At 58.5% G+C, this 26,569-nt stretch carries 31 protein-coding genes; 17 read left to right on the top strand and 14 right to left on the bottom strand.

Annotation, left to right across the window (positions count from 1 at the left end; genetic code table 11):
* Nucleotides 1–22 precede the first annotated feature (22 nt).
* Nucleotides 23–652, top strand: coding sequence for an NAD(P)-dependent oxidoreductase (locus Q0792_RS11195; RefSeq protein WP_298840215.1), 630 nt, complete (start codon nucleotides 23–25; stop codon nucleotides 650–652).
* On the opposite strand, the gene Q0792_RS11190 is transcribed toward Q0792_RS11195, so the two are convergent.
* The 4 genes from Q0792_RS11190 to Q0792_RS11175 form a co-directional block, all read right to left on the bottom strand.
* Complete coding sequence (locus tag Q0792_RS11190; RefSeq protein ID WP_298840212.1) at nucleotides 645–1,259, bottom strand: TetR/AcrR family transcriptional regulator; 615 nt, start codon at nucleotides 1,257–1,259, stop codon at nucleotides 645–647. The genes Q0792_RS11195 and Q0792_RS11190 overlap by 8 nt on opposite strands.
* A gap of 33 nt (nucleotides 1,260–1,292) precedes the next feature.
* On the bottom strand, nucleotides 1,293–2,099 hold the full coding sequence (locus tag Q0792_RS11185) for a DUF2145 domain-containing protein (RefSeq protein ID WP_298840209.1): 807 nt from the start codon (nucleotides 2,097–2,099) through the stop codon (nucleotides 1,293–1,295).
* A gap of 26 nt (nucleotides 2,100–2,125) precedes the next feature.
* Nucleotides 2,126–2,452 carry a hypothetical protein gene (locus tag Q0792_RS11180; RefSeq protein WP_298840208.1) on the bottom strand — a complete coding sequence of 109 codons (327 nt, stop codon included), beginning with the start codon at nucleotides 2,450–2,452 and terminating at the stop codon, nucleotides 2,126–2,128.
* 188 nt (nucleotides 2,453–2,640) lie between these two features.
* Nucleotides 2,641–4,119, bottom strand: a complete 1,479-nt coding sequence (locus Q0792_RS11175) for an NAD-dependent succinate-semialdehyde dehydrogenase (RefSeq protein ID WP_298840205.1) — start codon at nucleotides 4,117–4,119, stop codon at nucleotides 2,641–2,643.
* Nucleotides 4,120–4,202: 83 nt separating this feature from the next.
* Here Q0792_RS11175 and Q0792_RS11170 point away from each other — a divergent pair, with 83 nt between their 5' ends.
* A complete protein-coding gene (locus Q0792_RS11170) occupies nucleotides 4,203–4,997 on the top strand; it encodes an alpha/beta hydrolase (RefSeq protein ID WP_298840202.1) in 795 nt (264 codons plus the stop codon).
* A gap of 446 nt (nucleotides 4,998–5,443) precedes the next feature.
* On the opposite strand, the gene Q0792_RS11165 is transcribed toward Q0792_RS11170, so the two are convergent.
* Nucleotides 5,444–5,872 (bottom strand): organic hydroperoxide resistance protein, encoded by a 429-nt coding sequence (locus Q0792_RS11165; RefSeq protein WP_298840199.1) that lies wholly within the window; start codon nucleotides 5,870–5,872, stop codon nucleotides 5,444–5,446.
* Between the two features lie 106 nt (nucleotides 5,873–5,978).
* Here Q0792_RS11165 and Q0792_RS11160 point away from each other — a divergent pair, with 106 nt between their 5' ends.
* The 3 genes from Q0792_RS11160 to Q0792_RS11150 all read left to right on the top strand — a co-directional run bounded on the left by Q0792_RS11160 (nucleotide 5,979) and on the right by Q0792_RS11150 (nucleotide 7,487).
* The gene (locus tag Q0792_RS11160) at nucleotides 5,979–6,443 is read left to right on the top strand and encodes a MarR family winged helix-turn-helix transcriptional regulator (protein WP_298840196.1); all 465 of its coding nucleotides are present in this window, start codon (nucleotides 5,979–5,981) and stop codon (nucleotides 6,441–6,443) included.
* Nucleotides 6,444–6,559: 116 nt separating this feature from the next.
* Entirely contained in the window at nucleotides 6,560–6,823 is a 264-nt protein-coding gene (locus Q0792_RS11155; protein ID WP_298840193.1) for a hypothetical protein, read from the top strand.
* Between the two features lie 13 nt (nucleotides 6,824–6,836).
* Complete coding sequence (locus Q0792_RS11150) at nucleotides 6,837–7,487, top strand: DUF1523 family protein (RefSeq protein WP_298840190.1); 651 nt, start codon at nucleotides 6,837–6,839, stop codon at nucleotides 7,485–7,487.
* A gap of 4 nt (nucleotides 7,488–7,491) precedes the next feature.
* On the opposite strand, the gene Q0792_RS11145 is transcribed toward Q0792_RS11150, so the two are convergent.
* On the bottom strand, nucleotides 7,492–7,872 hold the full coding sequence (locus Q0792_RS11145; RefSeq protein ID WP_298840187.1) for a histidine triad nucleotide-binding protein: 381 nt from the start codon (nucleotides 7,870–7,872) through the stop codon (nucleotides 7,492–7,494).
* Nucleotides 7,873–7,887: 15 nt separating this feature from the next.
* Complete coding sequence (locus tag Q0792_RS11140) at nucleotides 7,888–9,465, bottom strand: DUF5928 domain-containing protein (protein ID WP_298840185.1); 1,578 nt, start codon at nucleotides 9,463–9,465, stop codon at nucleotides 7,888–7,890.
* Between the two features lie 128 nt (nucleotides 9,466–9,593).
* Here Q0792_RS11140 and Q0792_RS11135 point away from each other — a divergent pair, with 128 nt between their 5' ends.
* Nucleotides 9,594–10,412, top strand: coding sequence for a sulfotransferase family protein (locus Q0792_RS11135; protein ID WP_298840182.1), 819 nt, complete (start codon nucleotides 9,594–9,596; stop codon nucleotides 10,410–10,412).
* A 6-nt stretch (nucleotides 10,413–10,418) separates the two neighbouring features.
* Here Q0792_RS11135 and Q0792_RS11130 read toward each other — a convergent pair whose 3' ends face one another.
* Complete coding sequence (locus tag Q0792_RS11130) at nucleotides 10,419–11,273, bottom strand: hypothetical protein (protein ID WP_298840180.1); 855 nt, start codon at nucleotides 11,271–11,273, stop codon at nucleotides 10,419–10,421.
* A gap of 130 nt (nucleotides 11,274–11,403) precedes the next feature.
* Here Q0792_RS11130 and smpB point away from each other — a divergent pair, with 130 nt between their 5' ends.
* From smpB to Q0792_RS11115, 3 genes are all read left to right on the top strand, one after another.
* Nucleotides 11,404–11,892 (top strand): SsrA-binding protein SmpB, encoded by a 489-nt coding sequence (smpB, locus tag Q0792_RS11125; protein WP_298840177.1) that lies wholly within the window; start codon nucleotides 11,404–11,406, stop codon nucleotides 11,890–11,892.
* A gap of 65 nt (nucleotides 11,893–11,957) precedes the next feature.
* On the top strand, nucleotides 11,958–12,812 hold the full coding sequence (sseA, locus tag Q0792_RS11120; protein ID WP_298840174.1) for a 3-mercaptopyruvate sulfurtransferase: 855 nt from the start codon (nucleotides 11,958–11,960) through the stop codon (nucleotides 12,810–12,812).
* Complete coding sequence (locus tag Q0792_RS11115) at nucleotides 12,812–13,996, top strand: amino acid aminotransferase (RefSeq protein WP_298840171.1); 1,185 nt, start codon at nucleotides 12,812–12,814, stop codon at nucleotides 13,994–13,996. The genes sseA and Q0792_RS11115 overlap by 1 nt, the downstream gene beginning before the upstream one ends.
* A gap of 48 nt (nucleotides 13,997–14,044) precedes the next feature.
* Here the strand turns inward: Q0792_RS11115 and Q0792_RS11110 are convergent, their stop codons facing one another.
* The 3 genes from Q0792_RS11110 to Q0792_RS11100 form a co-directional block, all read right to left on the bottom strand.
* Entirely contained in the window at nucleotides 14,045–14,512 is a 468-nt protein-coding gene (locus tag Q0792_RS11110) for a hypothetical protein (RefSeq protein WP_298840168.1), read from the bottom strand.
* 165 nt (nucleotides 14,513–14,677) lie between these two features.
* Nucleotides 14,678–15,988: an ammonium transporter gene (locus Q0792_RS11105; RefSeq protein WP_298840166.1), complete on the bottom strand. Its 1,311-nt coding sequence runs from the start codon at nucleotides 15,986–15,988 to the stop codon at nucleotides 14,678–14,680.
* 27 nt (nucleotides 15,989–16,015) lie between these two features.
* Nucleotides 16,016–16,354 (bottom strand): P-II family nitrogen regulator, encoded by a 339-nt coding sequence (locus Q0792_RS11100; protein WP_298840163.1) that lies wholly within the window; start codon nucleotides 16,352–16,354, stop codon nucleotides 16,016–16,018.
* Between the two features lie 257 nt (nucleotides 16,355–16,611).
* On the opposite strand from Q0792_RS11100, the gene Q0792_RS11095 reads away from it, so the two are divergent.
* Nucleotides 16,612–18,813, top strand: a complete 2,202-nt coding sequence (locus Q0792_RS11095) for a transglycosylase domain-containing protein (protein WP_298840161.1) — start codon at nucleotides 16,612–16,614, stop codon at nucleotides 18,811–18,813.
* Nucleotides 18,814–18,831: 18 nt separating this feature from the next.
* Here the strand turns inward: Q0792_RS11095 and Q0792_RS11090 are convergent, their stop codons facing one another.
* Nucleotides 18,832–19,431: a phospholipid-binding protein MlaC gene (locus tag Q0792_RS11090; RefSeq protein ID WP_298840158.1), complete on the bottom strand. Its 600-nt coding sequence runs from the start codon at nucleotides 19,429–19,431 to the stop codon at nucleotides 18,832–18,834.
* A complete protein-coding gene (locus tag Q0792_RS11085) occupies nucleotides 19,421–20,191 on the bottom strand; it encodes a VacJ family lipoprotein (RefSeq protein WP_298840155.1) in 771 nt (256 codons plus the stop codon). The genes Q0792_RS11090 and Q0792_RS11085 overlap by 11 nt, the downstream gene beginning before the upstream one ends.
* A 337-nt stretch (nucleotides 20,192–20,528) precedes the next feature.
* On the opposite strand from Q0792_RS11085, the gene Q0792_RS11080 reads away from it, so the two are divergent.
* The 5 genes from Q0792_RS11080 to Q0792_RS11060 are packed head-to-tail and all read left to right on the top strand — an operon-like array spanning nucleotide 20,529 to nucleotide 24,125.
* The gene (locus Q0792_RS11080; protein ID WP_298840152.1) at nucleotides 20,529–20,987 is read left to right on the top strand and encodes a RidA family protein; all 459 of its coding nucleotides are present in this window, start codon (nucleotides 20,529–20,531) and stop codon (nucleotides 20,985–20,987) included.
* Nucleotides 20,984–21,754: a glycerophosphodiester phosphodiesterase family protein gene (locus Q0792_RS11075; protein ID WP_298840149.1), complete on the top strand. Its 771-nt coding sequence runs from the start codon at nucleotides 20,984–20,986 to the stop codon at nucleotides 21,752–21,754. The genes Q0792_RS11080 and Q0792_RS11075 overlap by 4 nt, the downstream gene beginning before the upstream one ends.
* Before the next feature lie 48 nt (nucleotides 21,755–21,802).
* The gene (locus tag Q0792_RS11070; protein ID WP_298840146.1) at nucleotides 21,803–22,990 is read left to right on the top strand and encodes a GNAT family N-acetyltransferase; all 1,188 of its coding nucleotides are present in this window, start codon (nucleotides 21,803–21,805) and stop codon (nucleotides 22,988–22,990) included.
* Nucleotides 22,987–23,271 carry a 4a-hydroxytetrahydrobiopterin dehydratase gene (locus tag Q0792_RS11065; RefSeq protein ID WP_298840143.1) on the top strand — a complete coding sequence of 95 codons (285 nt, stop codon included), beginning with the start codon at nucleotides 22,987–22,989 and terminating at the stop codon, nucleotides 23,269–23,271. The genes Q0792_RS11070 and Q0792_RS11065 overlap by 4 nt, the downstream gene beginning before the upstream one ends.
* A 5-nt stretch (nucleotides 23,272–23,276) precedes the next feature.
* The gene (locus Q0792_RS11060; protein ID WP_298840141.1) at nucleotides 23,277–24,125 is read left to right on the top strand and encodes a mechanosensitive ion channel domain-containing protein; all 849 of its coding nucleotides are present in this window, start codon (nucleotides 23,277–23,279) and stop codon (nucleotides 24,123–24,125) included.
* An 85-nt stretch (nucleotides 24,126–24,210) separates the two neighbouring features.
* On the opposite strand, the gene Q0792_RS11055 is transcribed toward Q0792_RS11060, so the two are convergent.
* Complete coding sequence (locus tag Q0792_RS11055; protein ID WP_298840140.1) at nucleotides 24,211–24,699, bottom strand: peroxiredoxin; 489 nt, start codon at nucleotides 24,697–24,699, stop codon at nucleotides 24,211–24,213.
* A 95-nt stretch (nucleotides 24,700–24,794) separates the two neighbouring features.
* On the opposite strand from Q0792_RS11055, the gene Q0792_RS11050 reads away from it, so the two are divergent.
* Entirely contained in the window at nucleotides 24,795–26,003 is a 1,209-nt protein-coding gene (locus Q0792_RS11050) for an FAD/NAD(P)-binding oxidoreductase (protein ID WP_298840139.1), read from the top strand.
* Nucleotides 26,000–26,557: a 16S rRNA (guanine(966)-N(2))-methyltransferase RsmD gene (gene rsmD, locus Q0792_RS11045; protein WP_298840138.1), complete on the top strand. Its 558-nt coding sequence runs from the start codon at nucleotides 26,000–26,002 to the stop codon at nucleotides 26,555–26,557. Before Q0792_RS11050 ends, rsmD begins: the two co-directional genes overlap by 4 nt.
* The last annotated feature ends 12 nt before the right edge of the window (nucleotides 26,558–26,569 follow it).

The following is a 26,569-nucleotide window of genomic DNA, read 5'->3' as shown; positions in this document are numbered from 1 at the left end:
ATAAAGAGAAACGGAGATTGGAATGAAAGTCATCGTCTTTGGTGCAACAGGCACTCTGGGGAAAATCGTCACTGACCAGCTTCTGGCAGAAGGACACAGCGTCACCGCCTTTGCGCGCCGCACGGTGAATGTGGGCGCCACACGACCCGGTCTCGCGGTCGTCGCGGGTGATGCTCTTGACGCAGACGCGGTTGCCGATGCCGTGCGCGGACATGATGCAGTGGTGGTGACGCTCGGTGCTGGCATGAACCGCAAAAGTGTCATCCGATCGCAGGGGACGCTGAATATTATCCGGGGGATGCAGAAACACGACGTTCAGCGCCTGATCTGTCAGTCAACACTTGGTGCACACGAGAGCTGGGGAAACCTCAATTTTTTCTGGAAGCGGATCATGTTCGGCGCATTATTGCGACCCGTGTTCCGCGATCACGAGTTGCAGGAACAGCTGGTGCGCGCCAGTGGTCTGGACTGGACGATTGTGCGCCCCTCGGCCTTTGACAAGGCGCCGGCAACAGGCAGCTTTCACGAAGGCTTTGCACCCGATGAACGCCGCCTGACGCTTAAGATTCCGCTTGCTGATATCGCTGCATTTCTCGCGCGGCAGCTGGACGATCTGCAGTATCTGCACCGCGCGGTCGGGATTTCTAATTAGGATCGGTTTCCGGAAAGTTCCGGAATGCGGCCCGGATCAGCGATGCAATGTAAGCGCGCGCGGATCCGGGCTCTATCATGGTGATCGATGGCCGGCAGGCGAGTGAGACAATCCCGTGCACTGACGCCCAGAGCATCAGATAAAATTCCCGGTGCTGGCGATCATCCGGATCGCCTCCGCCAGCCCGGATCAGCATATCCAGAAGCCCTTCCTGCAGCTGCTGTGCGCGCAGATCGAGCTGCAGATCAGAGTCCCGCTCAAACAGCATGTACCAGCGTCGCGGCTCGGCCAGAGCGAAGTCAAAATATGCAGCGCCAATCGCATTCACCCGGGCAATCGGGTCAGCGGCCTGCGCGCGCGCTGCCTTGCGCAACCTGTCAGCCAGACGGTCCGCACAGCGTACGTTCACGGCGCGCACCACACCGTCGAGATCGCCAAAAGCGTTATAGAGCGAACCCACAGAGATATTCAGTTCCCTGGCCAGCCCCCGCGCATGAAGCGCATCGCCCCCGTGTTCAAGGACGATGCGCTCGGCCAGCTCCGTGGCTTTTTCGCGGATGTCGGCGAGATTGCGATCCCGCCGGGACATTGGTTTCTCTGTGGTCATGACCCGATGTCTTGTGGGATCGGCCCCGGCTTGTCAATTCAGGTAGGAAACCGCGCCGGACGGACTCTGGCGATATATCGAGGCGTCGAGATCGTGCTCCCGCATGAACCGGGCAATGGAACTGAAAGTCGCAGTTGCCACGGTGCCGCTGTGATCCACTGTTGTCAGCGCAGGCGAGGCTGCCGGTGCCAGGATACGTTTGATCCCCCCGATTTTGATCGGTTGCGGATCAAAGTACGCCGCAATGTTGGCTTTGATCAGCGTCGTGCTTGTGGTGTCGTAAAGACTGGCCATCAGCACATCCAGTGTGTGTTCAGTGCAGTTCTGGAATTGCGCGGTGGTAGGGTTGGCGAGCACTGAATAGCTGGGGTTATGCAACTGAGCGTAGGTGGGGCTTGCGATCACGTTCAGCAGCTTTTTTTGCAGGCGTTTGTCCGGAATAATGATACCCGCGTCCAGTTCATATACACCGGCAAAGAAGTCTTCCGGACTGTCCTGGATCAGGCGGCTTGTCCGCCCGTCATCGCCCTGCTGATACAGATTGTAGACGCGGTAGCCTTTGTATGTTGTGCCGTCGTCGCGCAGCATCTGCGAATAAACCCAGTAGGCGACGTGCGTATACCTGATGCCTTCGGGCAATGTCTCCGGGTCGCGTCCGACGCGTCCGACGATAGCAACATGCGCGCCGCGGGCGGCCAGAACGTTCTGCACATCGGTTGAAAACGCCGCGACCTCACCGGCATTCAGCATCGGGTTGGTGTCCTGTGTGCTTCCGGCCCGTGTGAGGGTCGGAAGCATTGCCATAAGCATGATCATTGCGGCACAAAAAATGCGTTTCATATGAAATCTCCTTTTCGTTTTTCAGCTCAGTCGAGCGTCGGTGCCGCGCCGGGCGCCACGATGATATTGACAGTATGGGGCTGACCCACACGGCTGAGATCCGAGCCTGTGTGCACCGTGCTGGTGCCGACTTCTTCGAGAGCCGCGCCGGTGATTGCGATCGCAGAACCCACAGCGACGATAGGGACTGAGGCAACAGTGGCGGCGCCGGACACCACTGCAGTACCCGCGTGGCTCGCGGCCTGACCGCTGTGTTCCACTGCCTGAGCGGAGTGCTGTCCACTGGGGCCGGCTGTGGCGGCAGCAGCAGTTACGACAAGGGCGAGGCCAGCAAGGGCAGAGCGAATGAACATTGTAGATCTCCTTTTGTGAACAATGTTCATAACACTTAGAGATCGGATGACGTTGTATCAACAGTTTTGTGAACAAAGTTCACAAAAAGCATAGTTTCCCACCGAAATCTGGATTTAACCAATTGTAATCAAACAAAAGAAAAGGGGCCGCAAAAAGCGGCCCCTTTGTAACATTATGGGTTTTCCGGTCAGACGGACATACAGATGTACTTCATTTCGAGGTAATCCTCGATACCGTGGTGGCTGCCTTCGCGGCCCAGCCCGGACTGTTTGACACCACCAAAAGGGCCGACTTCGGTCGAGATAATCCCGGTGTTTACACCGACGATACCGTACTCCAGCGCCTCGGCCACTTTGTACACTCGGCTGAGGTCTTTGGCGTAGAAATACGATGCGAGACCAAAGATCGTGTCATTCGCCATAGCGATAACCTCATCCTCGTCCTCGAACCTGAAGAGCGGGGCCAGTGGACCAAAAGTCTCTTCCTGAGCAACTTTCATATCCTGGGTCACACCTGTGACCACGGTTGGTTCAAAGAAAGTGCCGCCTTTTTCATGCGCCTTGCCGCCGGTCAGGACTGCGCCGCCATGAGCGACAACGTCTTCCATGTGCTCTTTAACCTTGTCCACGGCTTCGGCGTTGATCAGCGGGCCGGTCGTCACACCGTCTTCAAGACCATCGCCAACCTTCAGGTTCTCAACCGCGACCTTCAGTTTCGCGGCAAAGGCATCATAGACACCAGCCTGCACATAAATGCGGTTCGCGCAGACGCAGGTCTGACCGTTGTTGCGGAATTTGCACATCATTGCACCTTCGACAGCGGCATCCAGATCGGCATCATCAAAGACAATGAAGGGGGCGTTGCCACCCAGTTCCATAGAACACTTCATCACCTGGTCCGCGGCCTGTTTGAGTAGGATTCGCCCTACTTCTGTCGAGCCGGTGAAGGTCAGTTTACGCACTGCAGGGTTCTCGCAGAATTCCTTGCCGATCTCGGATGAGGACGATGAAGGAACGACGTTGAACACCCCGGCGGGAATGCCCGCCCGTTCGGCAAGGACCCCCATCACAATTGCGCTGAGTGGTGTTTCCTTGGCGGGACGTGCCACAAAGGAACAGCCAACCGCGAGGGCCGGGGCCGCTTTGCGCGTGATCATTGCATTGGGAAAGTTCCACGGCGTGATGGATGCGGCGACACCGATGGGCTGTTTCAGAACGGTGATGCGCTTATCAGCCTGGTGGCCCGGGATCGTTTCGCCGTAGACCCGCTTGGCCTGCTCGCCCATGAACTCGATGAAGCTTGCGCCATAACCGATCTCGCCTTTGGCTTCGGCAAAGGGTTTGCCCTGCTCGGCAGTCAGGATGGTCGCCAGATCGTCGGCGTTTTCCATCATAAGATCATACCATTTGCGCAGGATGACTGCCCGCTCTTTTGCGGGGCGTGCGGCCCATGCTTTCTGGGCAGCTTCGGCCTGTGCGATGGCGCCGGCGACCTGTGCGCGGCTCAGGTCAGCAACTTCGGCGATGACGTCCCCGCGGGCAGGGTTTATTACGTCAAACGTGCCCTGTTCCCCATCGACCCATGCGCCACCGATATAGGCGCGGGTCTCCAGCAAAGAGGGGTCTTTGAGCAGAGATTTCAGGTCGGTGTTTAGAATATCTTTCATTTCGGGTCCTCCACGAAAATGGCTGTAGTTCTCAAACCAACTCTGGGTATGATTGTCCAGTTCCCAAATTGCAGGTGTAACAAATGAAGCCACTGGACGACGCATATGCCAATGCTCCCTACATACCTGGCGCAGACAGCTTTCTTCCGCGCTGGACTGCCGATGCCGCAGCCTTTCGGGACGGGTTAGGAGGCCGGGCTGAAACGGGTGTCTCCTATGGCGACACTCCGCGTCAGGTGTTTGATTTCTTCAACGCGGAAAGTAATCCGCGGGGTACCGTGGTGTTTGTGCACGGGGGGTACTGGAAAGCATTCGATCACACGATCTGGTCACATTTTGCGGGTGGGGCCATGGCGCGGGGCTGGTCTGTTGCGATGCCCGGGTATGACCTGTGTCCTGATGTCAGGATCCGGGACATCACCCGCCAGATCGCACGGGCAGTAACAGCGGTGGCGGACCGGACAGAGGGGCCAATTGCGCTTACCGGTCACTCTGCAGGGGGACACCTGGTGTCACGTATGACGGGACCCGGTGTGCTGCCCGAAGCTGTACGGATGCGTCTGGCCTGTGTTGCTCCGGTTTCGCCCGTAGCAGACCTGACCCCATTAACAGAAACCACCATGAACGACATTCTTTCTCTGGATGTCGATGAGGCCGCTGCGGAAAGCCCTGTATTTATGCCGGCCCCAGACATCCCGGTGGAAATCCATGTCGGCGCAGATGAAAGGCCGGTATTCGTCGAAAACGCCGAGCGCCTCGCACGCGTGTGGGGAGTGGAAGCAGTCGTCGAGCCAGAACGACACCACTTCGATGTGATTGACGCGCTCAGGCACCCGGACAGCAGGCTCACCCGGTTTCTGACGGCATCCGGGAGATAAACTGCGACTGTATCTGCCTGGTGCCAGCTGCAACCCGGTTGCGTTGCCCGGCTGTTCTGCCGGCTTTGTGGTGCAGGTCCGGACAGAACTGCGGAAAAGGGCGGAAATGGTTTTTCCGTCCGCGCCAGAATGACCGGGAGGAAACTGCCTCTTCCGGGGCGGGAACGGTCTGCCACCCGATGGTGTACGGAACCGACTGTACTCCATCGATGCCTGGCCTGACCCCTCGTCGGGTTTCGCGACAACGTCATGCAAACTTATGGAAAGCGCGATACGCCCCGGGATTTCCTCCCGGCACTGACGTCCAATTGTCTGTGCCGGGTTGCGATGCGATGGGGCATGCGCAGATCGGGGGCAGAGGTCGCGCCTTACCGGAATCCACGCACTCCCCGAACTACGCTTTTGCATCGCCACGGCTGTTTCTGCTGTGGCGATGCAGAATTGAATTACGCAAGAACCGGGGTGATGGTCAGGCTGCCCCTGGTTGCGTGGCTGTACGGGCAGACACCATGAGCGCCTTGAATCAGGTCCTGAGCAATATCTGCGCTTACACCCGGAAGAGAAACACTGATCCCGACTTCGAGGCCAAACCCCGGATCTTCTCTGGGGCCGATGCCTACACTGACACTCACGGTCGCGTTGTCCGGCACGCTGATCTTTTTCTGTCCGGCATAGAACCGCATCGCGCCGAGGAAGCATGCCGCGTATCCGGTTGCAAACAGCTGTTCGGGGTTCACGCCGTCGCCGCCGGCGCCCCCCAGTTCTTTCGGGGTCACCAGTGTTGCGCTGAAGCTGCCATCGTCGACAGTGGAAGTACCTTCCCGGCCACCACCTGTCGCGGTTGCACTGGTGCGGTATAAAATCTCTTTAGGCATATTTGCCTCCTGTTCTATGTGAGCGATTAAATCGTGTACGATATAAAAGTCTGACGGGCGCTTTGTCAAGCTTGTGATTTAATCGTTCGCGATATAAATGCGGTGTATGGACAACGAACTGAGCAGCAACGTCGTGGCAGATGACCCCATGGAACAGATGATCTGTTTTGATCTCTATGCAGCGTCGCAGGCCTTTACACGCGTCTACAAACCACTGCTGGAGCCTCTGGGGCTGACCTATCCGCAATACCTCGTGATGCTGAACCTCTGGTCGGATGCGCCGCTCACCGTTGGGGAAATCGGACGGCGTGTGAGCCTGGAGAGCAATACGCTGACACCATTGATCAAACGTCTTCAGGAGGCTGACCTTGTCACGCGCCGGCGCGATCCCGCAGACGAACGGCGCGTTGTGGTGGGGCTGACGCCGCGAGGCCACGCCCTCAGCGAGCAGGCGGCGCACGTTCCGTCGTGCATTCTGCAGGCGACGGGCATGGAGCCCGTGGAACTGGCAGATCTGCAGCGCCGGTTGCGTGGGCTTACCAGCAGAATGCTGACCTACAACAACAAATAGCACTTCCTCCTTTCTCCGGCATTTGCCATTCAGGGGCAAAAGTTGACGCAGGCGGATGTAAGTCCACTTTACATGTCTATATCTGTTCAGAAGAATTCGGGAAAAGGATAGTCACTATGGCGCTCGCCAGACTGGTTGTGATCGGCTTTGTCGTACTGACTGTGGTTTATATCTGCCTGTCGTTTTATTCCCGCGCGCGGCGTCGTGAAAAACTTGAAGCAGCGTGGGACGATGACGGCGGACCGGGTGCGCGCGCCGAATTTGTGCGCCGGGGTCTTGAAGACTATGATGGGTCATTGCGGCGCAAACTGATCCTGGGGGTCTATGTTGTGCCCACTCTGGTGGTCGCGCTGATCATCTACTTTACCAATTTCGCCTGAAAAGGATCCGCGTATGGCGTATGTAAAATGGAGCCTGATCCTCGCATTCTGGCTGATCGTGGCCGGCTTTTTTCACTATACACTGCCGCAGGTCGATATCGTGCGGATCACCGATACCTATGAAAAGCGTGAAAATCCCGGTGCGAACAGTCTGTTCTGGTCGAGCGGGGATGCCGGCAGTGCGTCCGGCACCAGTGGCCGGGACGTGTTCTTTATCCAGACGCGTCAGGTCGGCGACAGGGTGATGGTCTATCGCAATGAGGACACCGGCTGGAGCTGGCCTCCCTATTTCAAGTTCGACACATCAAATCTCCAGGCCGAGGCTGCTGATCTGCGCTCTACTGCCGCAGATCCGCAATACGTGGCGATCAGGCACTATGGCTGGCGCAACGAGTTTCTGTCGATTTTCCCCAACGCAGTTTCCGTCCGGCCGGTTGATGGCCCGGATGCCGCGAAACCACTGCCATGGGTCAACATTCTTATTCTGACACTGGTCGCGGCTGTCTGGTACGGCCTCTGGGTGCGCTGGCGGCGGTTCCGCGCACGCCGGATTGACCCGACGCTGGAGGAAATCCAGGACAGCTGGGAAGCAACCGAGGATGCGGTGGCTGAAAAACGCGGACGCCTGCGGCAGTGGTGGGCAGAGAAACGGCGCGGTTACTGAGCCGTCAGTCCGCTTTGGCGACCATCCGGCCCATGGGCCGACCGCCCAGAACATGTACATGCAGATGCGGGACTTCCTGAACACCGTGTGCGCCCGCGTTTGAGATCATCCGGAAGCCTTCCCCTGCTGTCAGAGTGACGCCTTCCATGCGGCACACTTCGCCAACCGCACGGGTGAAGTCGACGATTTCAGCATCTGACGCCTCTGCCGCAAAGTGATCAAAGCTGACATAGGCGCCCTTCGGGATCACCAGCACATGCGTAGGGGCCTGGGGGTACAGGTCGCGGAATGCGAGGCTGTGATCGGTTTCCAGAACCGTCGTATTGGGGATCTCGCCGCGCAGAATTCTGGCAAAGATGTTCTGGTCGTCATAGGAATAGCTCATGATCACTCCGTCATATCAGTCTGCGAACAGCGTATCCGCACCGGTAATTTCCAACGCACGTTCCGGCGGTATCGACAGGAAACCGGCAAGTGCCTGTGCATTCTCTGCATCGTCCCCGTTTTCCCGCATACGGGCAAAATTCTCAAACCCGGAATCCCGCAGCGCGTCACTTTCAAAGGTGATGTCGTTCCGGATGGTCGGCAACAGACGCTCCAGCGCTTCGCGTGAAGTATGTGGCCCTGCAAGACCTACGCGCATGGCATGACCGATCAGATAATCCTCGGTGAAGTTGCATTCGATTTCGAGCATACGCGTCACAGAACGGTCTGAGGCAAAGTCGCGCAGCAGATCTGTGTTACCGGGGTCGATACAGACAATCAGCCGGTCGGTCCCGTAGTAATCGAACAGCATCCGCATCAGTGCGCGTCTGTGCCGTGACCGTTTTTCGAGCGTGGCCTGGATGCCGCCCAGATCGGGCAAAGGTGTATCCTCTTCATTAAAGAGGTATTCGACCGCCGGAATGTTGGTGACCTGCCGCATCCGGTCGAGCACGCGTTTGGCCACATGCCATTTCTTGCAGATGATGATCATCAGCTCGCGTTCGCGCCCCAGGGTAGATTCCTTTTCCCAGAAACGCGGTGCAAACCGGCGGCCAACACGACCGCGCCCCGTCAGAAAACGGAAAAGGCCGGGGCCTTCGTCGGATATGCGGAATTCCATTCCCGTGGCTGAATAAAGCAGGCCAAGCCGGCGCTTGAGGTCCTGAGCCTCGGGGCTGATTTTCCGCGCAAAAAGAAAATCCTGACTGAGCAGCATGTCGTAATGATCGTTATAGAAGGTCAGTGGCATGCCGTAGTCGGTGAACATCAGAAATGTCAGCGGCCGGCTGCGAATTTCGTCATGTGGTGTCACATGCGGTACCACGGTCTGAAAGAAGGTTTCGTCCGGGATCCACGTGGTCGAAAAAAACCGCAGTACATCTTTGCGCGTTTGCGCAAATTCCAGAACGCGGGCGACCGTAGCACGGCGCAGGCACCACCACTGGCTGCCGATACGCATTTGCAGATCGTCCGGGATCCTGCGGGCCAGACCAAACCGTCGTTGCAGCGCCATTGCGCCGTAAAACAACCGGCTTTGCGCGCGTTCATTGAAAAAGTGGCGGTAGATCAGCCGCTCTTCCTTCATGCCGGTTTTGATCCAGTCGCTTTCAAAGTAGTCAAAGCTCTCGATGAAATCGGCATCGTTCCCGTCGAGATAGCTGTGCGTGTACTCTGCTGTTTTGATGGCCATGCAATCGCCGGACAGCATGTAGAAGTGCGTGGCCCTGGGATATGCGGTGCAGGCCACCTCGAGAGTGTTCAGCGTCGCCTGTACCAGCGACCATTCACCCCAGCCGCATTTCACACGCCTTCGGGCAAACGTAACGGCTGCATTGCCTGCCAGAGCCGTGCGGATCCGCTCATAGTCTGCGGCACTGGCGCTCGCATCAAAGTGGATCGCCATGTAATCGCCCGCCGCTGTCAGACGCTCCGCCTGCCGGATAATTGCGTCCGGGTCCTTGTGGCACAGCAGGATATAGGCGATTTTTGCCATTAGTTTTTCAGACGGCCGTTTTTTGACTGCTCATTATACTGATAAGGCCGAAGCCCAATTGAATAAACCTTGTTTATTTGCTTTTTTCGGGCGTAAGCGCACAGGCCTGTCATCAAAAGGAATTGCACATGGGTTTCCCGGGTACCTGGATGACCACAAGCCAGAGCATTGTGTATCGCGTTGTGCCCAAATGCGCCTGTTCGACCATCGGGCAGATCATGTATTTCTCGGACCATGGCAGATACTTTGACGGTGACATCCACGATGCCAGAGACGGCATGCACAAATGGGCGATGGACGACAGCAAAGAGCTGATCGAGGCCAATGTGCATGATCACAGGTCTTTTGCCTTTACCTGTGTGCGCAATCCCTACGCGCGCATTCTCAGCTCGTTCTTTGACAAAATCTGCGGGATTCAGCGGAACGGCAAAAGGTACAGGGGGAACCTCGTACCACAGCTGGCTCAGACCTATGGGGTCAGCGTCGGAGGTGAGGACGGCTCAGAGGAGTTTGATCAGATCGCGGCATTCCGCAGATTTGTGCTGTTCGCCCGTGATACCATCCGGTTCCGCAAGCCGATGGATCCGGACATCCACTGGTCTGCGATGTCAGGTCACATAAGCACTTTCATCGTGAACGGTGGTACCTATGACCGCATTATCTGGACCGAGGCATTCAACGACGGGATGCAACAGGTGCTGGACGCTGTGGAGACACCGCATCAGGTGGTGCTGGATGAAGTGCCGAGGTTCAATGAAAGTGCCGGGCACGGACCGCGACGTGCGCATCCGGTCGAGGACTACTTTGACGACCTGACAATGCATCTCGTCTATGAGATGTACAAAAAAGACTTCGAGCTTTTCCGATACGATTTTGAGAATCCGTCCAACAGGGCTCCGGACGGAGAGATCGATCTGGACGAGGTCCACGCCATACTGGGAGACTGACGCGCGTCAGGATTTGCCGGTAAACGGCCCCAGCATACTGGTCCTGTGGTCTACCTGGAAAATGTGGTTGTAAAGCTGGGCAACCCACTGTTTGCCTTCCATCGTCTGTTCCAGATGACCGAGCGCGGGTCCGATAAGTGGCTGCACGCGCGACCAGAAAAAGTCCGGAAACTGTTCCATCAGGTCAACAGCGCTTTCGTAACCCAGCTCGTCATTCATGCCGGTTTCGCTGAACTCCTGATAGAGCGCGCCGATTTTGCGGTGATAGAACGGGTCAGCCATCTGTCCGATCAGATCGGCAGCGCGCAACAGGGCTGGTTCGCTTGTTGTTGAGCCATAGTGCGGGTCATCCGGAACGGGAAACCGCGTATAGTCAATCGCTGCCGCAATGCGCTCTTCATCTATCAGGTCAGTGCCCGCAAAACGCTGCCGGACGTACATCATACCGCGATCAACGTGATAGGGGGCCAGAAAGGCATCAGACGCGCCACGTGGCGGTTTGACAGTGTCCCCCTTGTCGTTGATCACGACAAGATTGTCCTCGTCGCCTTCGACGATGTCCCGCAGGTACCCGATGTCGTGCAGCAGCAGGGCGATCACATAGTGCAGCCAGTCTTCTGCCTGAACCGATTCAGTTACCAGACGCCCCCGCATGATCTGCTGGCCCACCAGTGTGACCATGATTGTATGCTCGGCGTTGTGATAAAGCGCATCAGAATTGCCCAGCCTTTCCAGCACCATTCTTGCACAGCCGCTGATAAATGCGGCGTACTCCGGCTGGCGCCCCGAAAAGTAATCCAGGAACGTGTCGGACAGGTGGTTGGCAAAGGAAGAAGCCAGTTCTGCGGTCGGGTTAAACATCCATCGCTTCGGGTATGCTGTTTGTCAGTTCTCCCTGCATACACTATTTCAGCCAATGTGGGTATGCACTTCCCGCCCCGCGGGAGCGCATGGCTTGCGCGCACTGTCCCGAGCGCCTAAGTCTGCGCGCATGGCACAGGTGAAATCCGCTTCGAAATCAGACCCGAACTACAAAGTCGTCGCCGAGAACCGGCGCGCGCGATACGACTATGCGATCGAGACGGATCTTGAGTGTGGCATCATTCTCGAGGGTTCGGAGGTCAAATCCCTGCGCGAGGGCGGTGCCAATATCGCAGAGAGTTATGCGGCGGTTGAGGACGGTGAACTGTGGCTCGTGAACGGCTATATCGCGCCCTACAAACAGGCGAAAACCTTTCAGCATGAAGAACGCCGGCGACGCAAGCTGCTGGTGAGCCGTAAAGAGCTGGCAGACCTGTGGAACGCAACGCAGCGCAAGGGCATGACCCTCGTGCCGCTGGTGCTCTACTTCAATCACCGCGGTATGGCCAAGATCAAGATTGGCGTGGCAAAGGGTAAAAAGCTGCACGACAAGCGCGAAACTTCGGCCAAGCGGGACTGGTCGCGCCAGAAGTCCCGCCTGCTGAAAGACAACGGCTGACGGGCTTGCCAGCGGGGTCGCCTGGCGTTAGTCAGAGGCGTTTGCTCTTTCCGGGAAACCGTCTCATGTCCGATGATCCGAAAACGCTTGTTTCCACCGACTGGCTCGCGCAGCACCTGAAGGACCCTGATCTGCGGATTCTGGATGCATCCTGGTATCTGCCAGAGGCCGGTCGCAATGCGCGCGATGAATACAACGAGGCGCATATTCCGGGCGCGCGGTTCTTCGATATTGATGAGATTTCTGACAGCCGCTCTGACCTGCCGCATATGGCGCCCCCGGTAGAAAAGTTCATGTCGCGCATGCGTGCGATGGGTGTCGGCGACGGGCATCAGGTTGTTGTTTACGATGGTGCCGGTCTTCTGTCCGCTGCACGCGTCTGGTGGCTGTTCCGACTGATGGGTCAGGTGAACGTCGCTGTTCTCGACGGTGGGTTTCCGAAGTGGCGGGCCGAAGATCGCCCCACCGAGGACATGCCGCCTGTTGTGCGTGACCGCCACATGACCGTCCGCTTTCAGAACCACCTCGTGCGCGATGTCACGCAGGTGTCTGCGGCGTCCAAGCTCAGAGACCATGCCATTGTAGATGCCCGCGCGGCCATCCGGTTCCGGGGTGAAGCGCCTGAGCCCCGCGAGGGTCTGCGGTCCGGCCACATTCCCGGATCGCGCTCGGTGCCGTTCACGACGCTGCTCAATGATGACAAAACGATGAAGACCCCCGCCGAGACCCGCGCGGTGTTCGAGGCGGCCGGTGTTGACCTCGATAAGCCGGTGATCACTTCCTGTGGTTCTGGCGTGACAGCGGCCATTCTGGCCCTGGCGCTTGAACGCATGGGCCATTCCCGGTGGTCGCTTTATGATGGATCCTGGGCCGAATGGGGTATGTTCCCCACGGTCCCGGTGGCAACCGGAGAAGCCTGATGTTTGAGACCCTTCAAGAACGCCCCGCAGACGGCATTCTGACCCTGATGCAGCTGTACAAGGACGACCCGCGTCAGACCAAGATCGACCTTGGTGTGGGCGTCTACAAAGATGCCACGGGCCTGACGCCGGTCATGCGCGCGGTCAAAGCCGCCGAGCATCAGCTGTGGGAAACGCAGGACAGCAAGGTCTATACCGGCCTCGCCGGTGATCCCGCTTTTGGCGATGCGATGGTGCGTCTGGTTCTGGCCGATACGGTGGCACGCGACAACATCGCCGCCGTCGCCACACCGGGTGGGACGGGTGCGGTACGCCAGGCCTTTGAACTGGTGCGGATGGCGCGCCCGGACGCGCGGGTGTTTGTGTCGGACCCGACCTGGCCCAACCACCTGTCGATCCTGAACTATCTGGAAATGGAACGCGTCGATTACCGCTATTTCGACGACGAGAGCCGCGGCGTTGATTTTGACGGCATGATTGCCGATCTGAAGACCGCCAAAGCGGGTGATGTGGTGCTGCTGCATGGCTGCTGTCACAACCCGACCGGCGCCAACCTGAACATGACAGAGTGGCAGGCTGTGGTGGATGTGCTGGTCGAAACCGGCGCGGTGCCGATGATCGACATTGCCTATCAGGGCTTTGGGGACGGGCTGGAAGAGGACGCGGCAGCGACCCGTCTGGTGGCGTCATCGGTGCCGGAGTGCATCATCGCGGCGAGCTGTTCGAAAAACTTTGGTATCTACCGCGAGCGCACCGGGCTGCTCATGGCGGTGAGCCAGAACGCCGGCGCGCGTAAACTTCATCAGGACACCCTGGCCTTTCTGAACCGCCAGAACTTCAGCTTTCCGCCCGACCATGGTGCACGGATCGTAACGATGATCCTGAACGACGACGCGCTGCGGGCCGACTGGATGGCCGAGCTGGAAGAGGTGCGGGGCAACATGCTGGACCTGCGAAGCCAACTGGCAGGCGAATTGCAGCGTCTGTCCGGCTCGGACCGTTTCGGGTTTCTGGCACAGCACCGTGGTATGTTCTCGCGTCTTGGCACGACCAAAGACAAGGTCGAGCAGATGCGGAGCGAGAACGGAATTTACATGGTCGGTGACAGCCGCATGAACATCGCGGGCCTGAATGCGGACACCATTCCGATCCTGGCCAAAGCGATTATCGACGCGGGGGTCTGAGACCTGACGCATTGATTGCAGCCGGTTGGTAAGTGTGAGGTGACTCCGTCAGATATACATTGACGGCCGTGGCAGCTTTGACTTTCGATATATGACAGCTGCGGAGAGGGCACCGCTGGCAAGTGCCGGTAGGGCAAGAAGCATATAGTCGGCATCCGTCGGATCTGGTGGCCATCCACCGGGCATTCCCAACGTGCCACAACCAGCAGCCAGGCAACCGCTCAGTATGCTGGACGGATAGCGGGGTATTCCAAGCCGTCGAAGCACCAGCCGGCCGGTAACCCATCCCGCCAGTGCTGGTGGCAATGTCCACTGCCACGCAAGTACCGCAGCCATCAGTCCCAAAAATAGGAGAGTAGTGAACATTTCGAAGGTTTCTGAAAGCGTTCGGCCGAGTTCGTCGGCAGAAAGGTACATGGCCGCCAGAACAAGAAACAACACCGTTAAGACCGTCGAACAAGGGATCAACAACAGCAGCCTTGTGTCGAGACCGGCATCCAAAAGAGTCCGTTTCATATATGCTCTCCGATCAGTAAACGCATTCTGCAGTCGGGTCGCTCACGGTTGCGGCATGAATACGGCCTGATCATGGGCATCGCCTGCAACTGAAACGGATTTCAGAATAAAAAAACCCGGGCGCGAACGCCCGGGCCAGTGCTGTTCCTCGGGAGGAGAGGAAAATCAGCCTTTTGAGAAGTCCGGATAGGCTTCCATGCCCAGCTCGGATGTGTCGAGACCGTTGATCTCCTCTTCTTCGCCAACGCGGATGCCCATGACGGATTTGAGGATGAACCACAGGATCAGCGATGCGACAAAGGTGAACACACCGTAGGCCACAATACCTGTCAGCTGTGCGCCCAGTGTCGCGCTGCCGCTGAAGACGACCGCGATGGTGCCCCAGATACCTGCAAAGAGGTGGACCGGGATTGCGCCGACGACGTCATCGATTTTCATCTTGTCGAGCATCGGGACAGTGATGACCACGATCAGGCCGCCGACTGCACCGATCAGCAGAGCACCCAGCAGGCTTGGCGCCAGCGGTTCCGCTGTGATGGACACCAGACCGGCCAGTGCGCCGTTGAGTACCATTGTCAGGTCGACCTTTTTGTACATCAGCTGTGTGAGGATCAGAGCCGCGACAGCACCGGAAGCAGCTGCCATGTTGGTGTTGGCAAAGATGCGGCCCACGTCTGTGATGTCGCCCACGGTACCAGCTGCCAGCTGCGAGCCGCCGTTAAAGCCGAACCAGCCGAGCCACAGGATGAACGTACCCAGTGTGGCCAGCGCAAGGTTTGAGCCGGGCATCGGGTTGATACGGCCTTCTTTGTACTTGCCAATACGCGGACCGAGGATCAGAGCGCCTGCCAGAGCCGCCCATCCGCCGACAGAGTGCACGACGGTCGAACCGGCGAAGTCGGAGAAGCCCAGTTCAGACAGCCAGCCGCCGCCCCACTGCCAGGATCCGGATATCGGGTACAGAACGCCGGTCAGGACGACCACGAATACCAGAAAGGGCCAGAGTTTGATGCGTTCAGCAAGTGCGCCCGACACGATCGACGCGGTTGCCGCCACAAACATCAGCTGAAAGAAGAAGTCGGATGCAACCGAGGCATAACCGAGGTCAGCATCAGCAGCGGCAAGTCCCACCGGCTCCAGCGAGGTGAACAGATCACCTACTGCAAAATAGCCGTTGAAATCGCCGGGATACATGATGCCATAGCCGCAGAGCCAGTACATGATGGAAGCAATCGAGAAGAGCGCGATATTCTTTGTCAGCTGCATCGTCACGTTCTTGGAGCGCACGAGGCCAGCTTCGAGCATGGCAAATCCCGCAGCCATCCAGAAAACCAGGAAGCCGCCCACGAGGAACAGCAGCGTGGTCATGATATAGGGGCCGACCTCGTCAAAGGACGGAGCGGCATCCTGTGCCAGCGCCAGCGATGGCAGCACGGTAAGCGCGCCCGCGATGGCAAGAGTTTTCAAGTTTGTCATAAGTCTTATCCCTGAGTTGCGGCCGCTTTACAGCGCATCTTCATTGGTTTCGCCGGTGCGGACGCGCACCGCCTGATCAACACTCAGCACAAAAATCTTGCCGTCACCGATCTTGCCGGTGTGCGCAGTCTTTGTGATGGTATCGACGATCTGGTCGACGCTGCTTTCCGGCACCACGATCTCGATTTTCACTTTTGGCACGAAATTCACGGCGTATTCAGCACCACGGTAGATCTCTGTGTGACCTGACTGTGATCCGAAGCCTTTGATTTCTGTGACCATCATCCCGCGTACGCCGGCGTCGGTCAGCGCTTCGCGCACCTCTTCCAGCTTGAACGGTTTTATCGTTGCAATGATGAGTTTCACCTAACGTCCCCTCGACTTGAGCAGGTCTCCCCGCAGTTCTGTGCCCGAAGGTGTGGCCTGTGGGGGTCCGTACATGAAAGATCAGGGGCCGTCTGAAGGTTAAAATTGGAGCCATTCTGCACAAATTTTAAACACAGCGAAAAATATGCCCAAAAAATGTGCGAAAAAATGATGCAAGTTGGGTGAGAGTTCTCCTCAACAATCCTTCAAAAGCGGAGTAAGCTGCGCAAAACAACAATGGGCCGGGCAGGTTCTTCATGAGTGATTCACCCAGAGGCAGGAAGCCGCTGGTAGCTGACAGGCGCTACGGTAAAGCGCCCGCCACAAAAAAACGTGGCAAGGCCAGCGCGGCAAAAAGAAAACCTGCGAAACAACGCAGACGCGCGCGTCCCCAGCGGCGTGGGCTGATCGGTCTGTTCCAGCGTCTTGTACGCTGGATCGTGCGACTGGTGTGGCGGATTACGTGGCGCGCTGGTCTGCTGGCTGGTGCTGTTCTTGCACTGTTTGTGGGTTATTATTACACGACGCTGCCCCCTGTTGAGGACCTGCTTGACGGGCGCGCGCGCGGCTCAGTTACACTGCTGGATTACGAAGGCCAGGTGTTTGCCTGGCGCGGGGATCAGTTTGGCGGTGCAGTCACCGCACAGACCGTTTCCCCGCATCTCAAAAACGCTATTGTTGCGACAGAAGACAAACGGTTCTACCGGCATTTCGGTGTAAGCCCACGCGGTGTCGCCAGTGCTGTGCGCATTAATCTGCGCGAAGGACGGGGGCCACTGTCCGGCCACGGCGGGTCAACGATCACACAGCAGACCGCAAAGCTGTTGTGTCTGGGTGTGCCCTATGATCCGGCCACGCAGACAGAGGCCGAATACGAACGCGAGTGCCGCCGTGGCACGATTCAGCGCAAGGCCAAAGAGGCGATCTATGCGCTGGCGATGGAAGCGCGGTATTCCAAGGACGAGATCCTTACGATTTACATGAACCGGGCTTTTCTGGGCGCCGGTGCCCGCGGATTTGAGGCTGCTAGCCAGCGGTACTTTGGCAAATCTGCTGCCAATGTCGATCCGGCCGAAGCCGCCATGCTGGCAGGTCTCCTTGTTGCACCGACACGATTTGCGCCGACAAATGACCTGACGCGATCGCGCAACCGGGCAGCGACCATCCTGCGTCTGATGAACGAGCAGGGGTACCTTTCGGACGCCGAGACTGCGCAGTTCCAGAACGATCCGGCACAGCTGTCAGAGGCCGCAGAGGAACGGTCCGGCGGATATTTCGCGGACTGGGTCATGTCCACCGGTCCTGAATTCTTTACCCGCAAGACGACGGAAGACGTGATCATCCGCACCACGCTCGACCAGCGCATTCAGCGCAGCGCCGAGCAGGCCATGACCTGGGTTTTCGACAACAAGGTCCGTGAAGGCAGCAAAGCACAGGCGGCCATTGTTGTGATGTCAGCCGATGGTGCTGTCAGAGCGATGGTCGGAGGACGTCGTACAAGAGCGGACGGCGCATTCAACCGGGCAGTGCAGGCCAAACGCCAGACCGGCTCGGCGTTCAAACCGTTTGTTTATGCCGCGGCCCTCGATCTTGGGTATTCGCCCAATGATACGGTTGAGGACGCGCCGCTTACGATCGATATCCCGGGATCGGGCCCATGGTCGCCGCGCAACTACACGAACAGGCACTATGGCACAGTGACCCTGACACGGGCGCTGCAGGACAGTCTGAATATTCCGGCGGTCAAGGTTTCTGAATTTGTCGGGCGGGATCTGGTGCGCCAGGTCGCGAGCGAGTTTGGCCTGCAGAGCGATCTGGCGGCTGGTCCCGCGCTGGCGCTTGGTGCATCCGAGAGCACACTGATTGAAATGACCAGCGCGTATGCGGGTATTCTGAATGGTGGTTCTTCGGTCGAACCCTACGGCCTGATCGATCTGCGTCTGCTGGGTGACGAGGAGCCGCTGATGGGGACCGGGGGCGGCATCGGCGAGCGTGTCATTCAGGAGGACGCTGCGCGCCAGCTCATCTGGATGATGGAAAAGGTCGTGTCAGAAGGCACGGGCCAGCGCGCGCAGTTCGGAGGAAGGCAGCTTGCCGGAAAAACAGGAACGACCCAGGCCGCGCGGGATGCCTGGTTTGTCGGTTTCTCGGCGGATTATGTGGCCGGCGTATGGATGGGGTACGACGACAACACGCCCCTGACTGGTGTGACCGGCAGCGGGCTGCCTGCGGAAATCTGGCGCGAAACGATGCAGCGGGTGCACGAGGGCGTGCCTGCGCGCCCGTTGCCGATGATGGCGCCTGATGCGGGCGGTGAAACACGCGATCCGGGTGCATCGACCGGTGGCGGGTCGGGTGGTGGCGTCGGAGGGTTACTGGAAAACCTGCTGCGCGACATCCTGGGTGGAGATTCCAGTAACAGGCCGCCCCCCGTTGCGAGGAGCGGCTCTGATCGCTGAGCTGGTTCAAGGCAGATGTCAGCCGGTGGTGCGCAGATCGCTGATCAGCTGGTCGATGTTGCCGCGCCGGTTATCCAGCATCGCGCCGATCTCGGTACGCTCTGTCAGCAGCAGGTTCACGCCCTCAACAAAGATATTGTAGAGTTTGTCCGAACCGGACCGGTCTGACACCAGAAAGGTGACGTTGACCGGTTCCTGGCCCTGCAGGAAGGCTGTCGACTGGATTTCGTATCCGGAGCGAATTTCGCGCGAAGACCGGAACTCAATCCGACCGCCGATAAAATCGCGGAACTGCTTGCCGTACTTGCGGGCCAGATAGCCCTGAAAAGCCTCTGCAAACGCCCGGTGCTGGCTCGCTGATGCGCTGCGACCGTCGTTGCCCAGGGCATACCGTGCCATGGTCGGCACATCCGCGTATTTCGCAAACAGCTTTTCAAAGTCCCGGATGGTTGCCGCTTCGGACTTGCCAGCTGAAATCACGCGGTTGATCTCGCCAACCACGGTATCTACCAGCTTGCGCGCCTCTGCTTCGCTCAGTGCATAGGCCGGCGCGGCGGCAGCCAGGGCTGCTGCAGTTGTACCGGCAAGAAAAGTGCGTCTGTTCAGATCATTCACCATAGATATCCTCATACGGGTCAGCTGCATCGGCCTGATCGTCCCCAAGCTCGAACCGGCGGTTCTGCAGGTAGATCTGACGGGCCTGTGCGTAGCTGTCCTCACTTTCATAAAGAACAGAATCGATCTGGCGGCTGAACTTTTCGCGATCATTCAGGACCGAGGCAGCCAGCGCCGTGGGCGGTACATACCGTTCCGGATCGTCGTCGATCGTGTAAATTGTCAGCGGGTTGGTAAAGAAGTCCACCACAAGGCCCACTGCGTCGCGCTGGGTCGACGGGCCAAAAACCGGCAGTTCGATATAAGCGCCTTCGCCGCTGCCCCAGACAGCAAGCGTTTCACCAAAATCGGTTTCACGCGACGGGATGTTCAGCTCGCCCGCGGCATCAACCAGTCCGCCGATGCCGATTGTCGTGTTCATGAGAAAGCGCGTCAGCGAAACGCCCGCGCTTCTGAAATCACCCTGCAGCAGGCTGTTTACAACATAGCCCGGCGTAGAGAGGTTTTCTGAAAAATTATTGACGAGATCGCGCATTTCCACAGGTACAACAGCGCCGTAGCCTTTGGCGACAGGGCGGACCAGATTGCGGTCGAGGCCCTTGTTGAAAGCGTGAATACTGCGGTTCGTTGATTCATAGGGATCATTGATCCCGTTGCTGCGTGTTGCGACATCCTGGGATGTCGCGCATGCGCTGATGAAAAGTGCGGCGGTCAGGGCCAGAGCAATACGGCCGGTGGCCTGGCGGAAAAGTGAAAGTGACAATGGTGCAATCCTGCGAATCTGATCAGTGCTGTAACTAGGCATATTATCGGCAAAGCCCAGAGGGCGTTTACATGGAATTCTGGTGTTGTGGCAGTTGAGCGACATGGAAAGAACCAGACGCCAGTGACATTACCGTAAGAATGTTGGCAGATCGTGAAAATCGCAACCATCGGCGGTTGAAATACTACTGCCAAGGATGACAGATGTGAAGCAGTCTCGGCTGTCACTTTCATGGCGGCGGGCGATCCCGCGCCTGGATGGTCGCGGATTGGGCAAATACATGCCGGATGCGACGGGGTGAGACACACCTGGCACCGGCGAACGGAAAGGACCAGAAATGAGCATTTCGGAAAGACTTGCGGAACTCGGTGTCAGCCTGCCTGACGCACCGGCCCCTGCCGCCAATTACGTGCCTTTTGTGCAGGTTGGCAGCACTCTTTATGTCTCCGGCCAGGTTTCGGCGGGTCCGGATGGACTGATCACCGGCAAACTTGGTGATGATATGTCTGTTGAGGATGCCGCTGGGGCCGCCCGTCAGTGCGCAATCAGCCTGCTGGCGCAGGTCCGGGCTGCCTGCGGTGGTGACATTGAGCGTCTTGTCAGGGTCGTCAAACTCACCGGTTTCGTCAATTCGACACAGGATTTCGCAGATCAGCCAAAGGTAATCAACGGCGCCTCCGATTTCCTTGTGGAAGCACTGGGTGATGCAGGGCGCCACGCGCGGTCGGCTGTTTCTGCTGCGTCGCTGCCGTTCGGTGTCGCTGTCGAAATCGAAGGCATTTTTGAAATCCGATGAAGCAGCCGCTGCCTGATGTATTTTTGCAGGTGCCTCTGGCGCACCGGGCGTTGCATGATGTGAACAACGGTCGCCCGGAAAACAGCCGTGCTGCTGTCCGGGCGGCAGTCTCTGCCGGGTATGGCATAGAAATCGATGTGCAGTGCAGCGCGGACGAGGATGCGCTGGTATTTCATGACTACAGCCTTGAGCGACTTGCGGAAGCCGACGGACCGGTCCGGGGCCGGGCCGCCGCTGACCTGCGGTCGATCCGGCTCAGAGGCGGTGACGGCGAGGGAATACCAACCCTGCCCGAAGTGCTGGAGCTTGTGGCGGGTCAGGTGCCATTGCTTATTGAGATCAAGGATCAGGACGGCGTCATGGGCCCTGACATCGGCGGTCTTGGTGCCAGGGTGGCTGAGGCGCTTGGTGGGTATGCAGGTCCGGTTGCTGTGATGTCTTTCAACCCGCACGCTGTCGCGGAAATGGCCAGACTTCTGCCGCAGGTGCCCCGAGGACTGGTCACTGATCCTTATGAACCAGCCGACTGGCCTTTGCCCGACGCGACCTGCGAACGGCTTCGCGCCATCCCGGATTATGGCCACACAGGCAGCAGTTTCATCAGTCACAAATGGCAGGACCTTGGCAGGCCACGGGTTGCCGAGCTGAGGGAGCAGGGCGCTGATATTCTTTGCTGGACGGTGAAATCTGCCGCAGACGAGGCCGAGGCGCGCCGGATCGCGCAGAATATTACCTTTGAGCAATATACCGCACCACTCCGGGCTTGAACCCGTCGTCCGCGACCACAGGTTAGGTGCAAACGTCGGGGCGCGGGCATGCACGAACAGGAAGTAGAAATTTCGGTGGTGGCCAGTCTGCGCGATATCAGTGCCGCGGACTGGGATGCCTGTGCCTGTCCGGAGGCCCGCGACGGAGCAAGACCGGATGATCCGTTCACGACGCACCGGTTCCTGAGTGCGCTTGAGGAGAGCGGGTCTGTCGGAACCGGCACGGGGTGGCAGCCCCAGTACCTCGCGGCGCGCATCGGAGGTGAACTCATCGGCGTCGCGCCGATGTACGTCAAATCGCACAGTCAGGGCGAGTATATCTTTGATCACAACTGGGCGCATGCCTATGAACGCGCCGGTGGGCGGTATTACCCCAAGCTGCAGATCGCGGTGCCGCACACACCGGCAACCGGTCGTCGTCTGCTGGTCCGCCCGGGTTTTGAGGAGACCGGCACCGCGGCACTGATCCAGGGCGCCGTGCAGCTTGCCCACAACAACCGGGTGTCTTCTCTGCATCTGACGTTCTGCACCGAAGAAGAGAGCCACCGTGGCGCGGATCTTGGCCTGATGGTCCGGAAAACGCAGCAGTTTCACTGGCACAACGACGACTACGCGACGTTTGATGATTTTCTGGCGGGTCTGAGTTCGCGCAAACGCAAGAACATCCGCAAGGAGCGCGCACAGGCGCAGGGATTTGGCGGCACGATCCGGACGTTTTCGGGCGATGACCTGGAACCTGAACACTGGGACGCTTTCTGGGCGTTCTACCAGGATACGGGCGCGCGCAAGTGGGGCACGCCCTATCTGACCCGACGGTTTTTTGACATCGCACAGGAAACGCTGCGCGACGATATGGCGCTTGTGATGGCCGAGCGGGACGGCCGCTGGATCGCAGGCGCCCTCAATTTTATTGGCGCGCAGGCGCTTTACGGTCGGTACTGGGGATGCACGGAGCATCATCCCTGCCTGCACTTTGAGCTTTGTTACTATCAGGCCATTGATATCGCGATCAGGCTCAGACTGGCGCGGGTGGAGGCAGGTGCACAGGGAGAGCACAAACTGGCCCGCGGATACCTGCCAAAGCCGACATGGTCACTGCACTGGGTCGGAGATCCGGGTTTCTCTGATGCAATTGCGCGCTACCTCGAAGCGGAACGGGACGCTGTCGATGAAGAGATCAGCGTTCTGACAGATTACGGACCCTTTCGCAGGGCAGATGTGGAGGAACAGCAATGACCGGAAAGATGACAGATGGAGACCGCGCCGATCTGCTTGCAAATGGCTGGCAGATGGTAGATGGACGCGACGCAATCGCCAAAACCTTTGTTTTCGGCAATTTTGTCGAAGCATTCGGATGGATGACCCGCGCGGCCATCTGGGCGGAAAAACTGAACCATCATCCCGAATGGGACAACGTGTACAAAACTGTAAATGTAGTGCTGACCACGCATGATACCGGCGGGCTGAGCGACCTGGACGCGCAGCTGGCGCGCAAGATGGACAGCCTGACGGAGTAAGACCAATGAACGAACTGCTGTCGACGGAAATCTGGCAGGGAAAAACCCTGGCGGACGTCCTTTCTGTTGATTTTCTGCTGAGCACTGTCGGCTCGATTTTTGCCGCCATTGCCATTCTTCTGCTCGGCTGGATTGTTTCCGCCTGGCTGCAACGACGTGTCCAGAACCTGGGACGCAGGCACAGACACCTCGACGACATGCTGTTCGACTTTTTGTCGTCCATCGTGCGCTATGTGGTCCTGGGCTTCACCGCGCTTTTCGTGCTCAACACCTTTGGCGTTCAGACCACATCGGTGGTTGCGGTCATTGGTGCTGCGGGTCTTGCAATCGGTCTTGCCCTGCAGGGGACGCTGTCCAACGTGGCCGCCGGTGTGATGCTGATCCTGTTCCGCCCGATCAAAATGGACGATTTTGTGGACGTCGGCGGCACAATGGGTACCGTCAAAGCCATCACGCTGAATTTTACCGAGCTTGCTGATCTGAGCAACGTGCAGGTGATCATCCCCAACTCGATGGTCTGGGGCAATATCATCACGAATTACTCGACAAACAAAACGCGCCGGGCCGAATGGACCTTTGGCGTGGGATATGGCGCGAATCTCGCGCAGGCTGAAAAAATTATCCGCGATACCATCATGGCTGATCCGCGGTCGATGGCCGATCCGGAGCCTTTTATCCAGGTGAACAACCTGGGCGACTTCTCGGTCGATTTTCTGGTCCGGGTCTGGGTCGAATCGTCGGAATTCTTTGCCTACCAGGCTGATATGAAGCGAGCGGTCAAAGAAGCTCTGGACAGTGGCGGAGTGGATATTCCTTTCCCGACGCGCACAGTGATCCAGTCAGCCGCAGAATAATCAGGCGGAAACCCCTTATCAGACAGTGAAAAGGGCCGGGAAACGCCCGGCCCTTTCTTGCAGTGCGGGTCAGCGACCCGGGCGTTTACATGCTGGCCAGAAGGCCTTCTCCGGCAGAGACTTCGCAGACGCCGGGGCTTTCTTCGGGCTGGAAGAGCATCACCTTGCCGTCGTCGACGAGCATGGCATAGCGCTTTGAGCGGTCATTGAGGCCGGCTGGTGGTGCACTGAATTCCATACCGATGTCTTTCGTAAAGGTGCTGTGCGGGTCGCCCAGCATCGTGATGCCCGCAGCAGTGGCACCCGTCGCCTCACCCCAGGATTTCATGACAAACGGATCATTGACGGACACGCAGATGATTTCCTGCACGCCTTTGGCCTCAAGCGCCTCTTTCGTGCGGATAAAGCTGGGCACATGCGCAGAGTGGCAGGTCGGCGTGTAAGCGCCGGGCACGCCGAAGATGACGACTTTGCGACCCTTGGTCTTGTCCGCCAGAGAGACCGGTGCCGGTCCTTCCGCGCCCATTTCAACCAGAGTTGCGTCGGGAAGCTGATCGCCCTGTGAAATCGTCATGTGATACGCCTTTCCTGTAATTGCGTTCGTTCTCCTGCCCGATATAGGTTGCCGGCAGTGGGTGGACCACAGGAAATGAAGTCACGGAGGCCGGAATGGGACATGTTATTGTGATCGGAGCAGGCCAGGCAGGTGCTTCCTGTGTTGCCCGGCTGCGCAGTGGTGGCTACGGCGGTGGCATTACGCTGATCGGTTCCGAGCCCGTGCCCCCCTATCAGCGCCCGCCCCTGTCCAAGGCCTATCTGATGGGGGACATGGCTCTGGAACGCCTGTTCCTGCGCCCGGAGTCTTACTACGCCGAAAACGACATCACGCTGAGAATGAACACAACCGTCACGGCAATTGACCGCGCAGCGCGCACCGTCCGGATCTCTGATGAGACCCTGACCTATGATCACCTTGTACTGGCCACCGGGTCTGTGCCGAACCGCCTGCCAGCCGCAATCGGCGGTGATCTGCAGAATGTCTTTGCCGTGCGTAACATTGCAGATGCAGACGCGATGGCCCCGCATTTTCGCGACGGCGCGCATGCACTGATTGTGGGCGGCGGGTACATCGGTCTCGAGGCCGCAGCAGTTGCCGCAAAAAGCGGTGTTCAGGTAACGCTGATCGAAATGGCGGACCGTATTCTGCAGCGTGTCGCAGCCCCACAGACCAGCGATTATTTCCGTGCGCTGCACATGGCGCATGGGGTGGATATCCGGGAGAGCACCGGCCTTGAACGTCTGCTCGGCGACGATGCTGTGTCTGGTGCCAAACTGTCAGACGGCAGCAATATTACCGTCGATTTCGTGATTGCCGGTGTCGGTATCCGCCCTGCAACAGCGCTGGCAGAAGCGGCGGGCCTCACGCTGGACAACGGTATTGCCACCGACGCACAGGGCCGCACGTCAGATCCGAACGTCTGGGCTGCCGGTGACTGTGCATCATTCCCGTTCAGAGGAAACCGTATCCGGCTGGAAAGCGTGCCCAACGCCATTGATCAGGCAGAACAGGTGGCGGACAATATCCTCGGCGCGGACGCGGAATATGTCGCAAAACCGTGGTTCTGGTCGGACCAGTACGATGTCAAGCTGCAGATCGCCGGTCTGAATACAGGCTACACCGATGTGGTGACCCGCACCGGTGAAGGGCAGACGGCATCCTTCTGGTATTTCCGCGATGACGTGCTGGTGGCCGTAGACGCGATGAATGACCCGCGGGCCTATATGGTGGGCAAACGTCTGATCGAAGCGGGCAAATCGGCAGACCCGTCGGTGATTGCCGATGCATCGGCAGATCTGAAAGTGTTGATGCGCCCGTGAGGATCATCGCCGGCAAACACCGCAGCGTACCACTGGCGGCCGTGGGCAAGGGAGATGCCGGCGCGCATCTGCGGCCCACCACGGACCGTGTGCGGGAAAGCCTGTTCAATGTCCTGAACAGTTATGACGTGATTGATGGGGCACATGTGCTGGATCTTTTTGCGGGTACCGGCGCACTGGGCCTGGAAGCATTGTCCAGAGGTGCGGCGTCAGTGACCTTTGTGGACGATGGCCGCGCAGCGCAAAAACTCCTGCGCGAAAACATCGCAAAGCTGCGTGCAAAGGATACAACGCGCATCATCGCGCGGGATGCCCTGCGGTTGCCGGCCTGTAATGCGACGCCCTGCGATCTGGTTTTTCTGGACCCGCCTTATGGGAAGGGGCTGGGCGAGAAGGCTCTGGCGGTTGCAGACGACGGGGGATGGCTGGCACCGGATGCGCTGGTGGTCTGGGAGGAATCAACTTCCGTCGGGACGCCGCACGGCTTTGAGCACAGGGATCACCGACGCTATGGCGATACCCATGTGACACTGTTGTCGAAATTTTCCGGATGATCTGCCAGGATA

Source organism: uncultured Roseobacter sp., from assembly GCF_947495025.1.
Classification (GTDB): Bacteria; Pseudomonadota; Alphaproteobacteria; order Rhodobacterales; family Rhodobacteraceae; genus Roseobacter.
Note: the sequence above shows the minus strand (reverse complement) of the source record. Positions and strands in the feature narration are given on the sequence as shown.

Excerpts from the sequence above, each read along its gene's own strand:
- Q0792_RS11145 (WP_298840187.1), bottom strand. The coding sequence starts at position 7,872 with ATGAGCTATTCCTATGACGACCAGAACATCTTTGCCAGAATTCTGCGC.
- Q0792_RS11090 (WP_298840158.1), bottom strand. The coding sequence starts at position 19,431 with ATGGTGAATGATCTGAACAGACGCACTTTTCTTGCCGGTACAACTGCA.
- smpB (WP_298840177.1), top strand. The coding sequence starts at position 11,404 with ATGGCACAGGTGAAATCCGCTTCGAAATCAGACCCGAACTACAAAGTC.
- sseA (WP_298840174.1), top strand. The coding sequence starts at position 11,958 with ATGTCCGATGATCCGAAAACGCTTGTTTCCACCGACTGGCTCGCGCAG.
- Q0792_RS11155 (WP_298840193.1), top strand. The coding sequence starts at position 6,560 with ATGGCGCTCGCCAGACTGGTTGTGATCGGCTTTGTCGTACTGACTGTG.
- Q0792_RS11175 (WP_298840205.1), bottom strand. The coding sequence starts at position 4,119 with ATGAAAGATATTCTAAACACCGACCTGAAATCTCTGCTCAAAGACCCC.
- Q0792_RS11150 (WP_298840190.1), top strand. The coding sequence starts at position 6,837 with ATGGCGTATGTAAAATGGAGCCTGATCCTCGCATTCTGGCTGATCGTG.
- Q0792_RS11055 (WP_298840140.1), bottom strand. The coding sequence starts at position 24,699 with ATGACGATTTCACAGGGCGATCAGCTTCCCGACGCAACTCTGGTTGAA.
- Q0792_RS11115 (WP_298840171.1), top strand. The coding sequence starts at position 12,812 with ATGTTTGAGACCCTTCAAGAACGCCCCGCAGACGGCATTCTGACCCTG.
- Q0792_RS11195 (WP_298840215.1), top strand. The coding sequence starts at position 23 with ATGAAAGTCATCGTCTTTGGTGCAACAGGCACTCTGGGGAAAATCGTC.
- Q0792_RS11165 (WP_298840199.1), bottom strand. The coding sequence starts at position 5,872 with ATGCCTAAAGAGATTTTATACCGCACCAGTGCAACCGCGACAGGTGGT.
- Q0792_RS11160 (WP_298840196.1), top strand. The coding sequence starts at position 5,979 with ATGGACAACGAACTGAGCAGCAACGTCGTGGCAGATGACCCCATGGAA.
- Q0792_RS11130 (WP_298840180.1), bottom strand. The coding sequence starts at position 11,273 with ATGTTTAACCCGACCGCAGAACTGGCTTCTTCCTTTGCCAACCACCTG.
- Q0792_RS11135 (WP_298840182.1), top strand. The coding sequence starts at position 9,594 with ATGGGTTTCCCGGGTACCTGGATGACCACAAGCCAGAGCATTGTGTAT.
- Q0792_RS11185 (WP_298840209.1), bottom strand. The coding sequence starts at position 2,099 with ATGAAACGCATTTTTTGTGCCGCAATGATCATGCTTATGGCAATGCTT.
- Q0792_RS11080 (WP_298840152.1), top strand. The coding sequence starts at position 20,529 with ATGAGCATTTCGGAAAGACTTGCGGAACTCGGTGTCAGCCTGCCTGAC.
- Q0792_RS11170 (WP_298840202.1), top strand. The coding sequence starts at position 4,203 with ATGAAGCCACTGGACGACGCATATGCCAATGCTCCCTACATACCTGGC.
- Q0792_RS11190 (WP_298840212.1), bottom strand. The coding sequence starts at position 1,259 with ATGACCACAGAGAAACCAATGTCCCGGCGGGATCGCAATCTCGCCGAC.
- Q0792_RS11110 (WP_298840168.1), bottom strand. The coding sequence starts at position 14,512 with ATGAAACGGACTCTTTTGGATGCCGGTCTCGACACAAGGCTGCTGTTG.
- Q0792_RS11075 (WP_298840149.1), top strand. The coding sequence starts at position 20,984 with ATGAAGCAGCCGCTGCCTGATGTATTTTTGCAGGTGCCTCTGGCGCAC.
- Q0792_RS11065 (WP_298840143.1), top strand. The coding sequence starts at position 22,987 with ATGACCGGAAAGATGACAGATGGAGACCGCGCCGATCTGCTTGCAAAT.
- Q0792_RS11095 (WP_298840161.1), top strand. The coding sequence starts at position 16,612 with ATGAGTGATTCACCCAGAGGCAGGAAGCCGCTGGTAGCTGACAGGCGC.
- Q0792_RS11180 (WP_298840208.1), bottom strand. The coding sequence starts at position 2,452 with ATGTTCATTCGCTCTGCCCTTGCTGGCCTCGCCCTTGTCGTAACTGCT.
- Q0792_RS11105 (WP_298840166.1), bottom strand. The coding sequence starts at position 15,988 with ATGACAAACTTGAAAACTCTTGCCATCGCGGGCGCGCTTACCGTGCTG.
- Q0792_RS11070 (WP_298840146.1), top strand. The coding sequence starts at position 21,803 with ATGCACGAACAGGAAGTAGAAATTTCGGTGGTGGCCAGTCTGCGCGAT.
- Q0792_RS11060 (WP_298840141.1), top strand. The coding sequence starts at position 23,277 with ATGAACGAACTGCTGTCGACGGAAATCTGGCAGGGAAAAACCCTGGCG.
- Q0792_RS11140 (WP_298840185.1), bottom strand. The coding sequence starts at position 9,465 with ATGGCAAAAATCGCCTATATCCTGCTGTGCCACAAGGACCCGGACGCA.
- Q0792_RS11050 (WP_298840139.1), top strand. The coding sequence starts at position 24,795 with ATGGGACATGTTATTGTGATCGGAGCAGGCCAGGCAGGTGCTTCCTGT.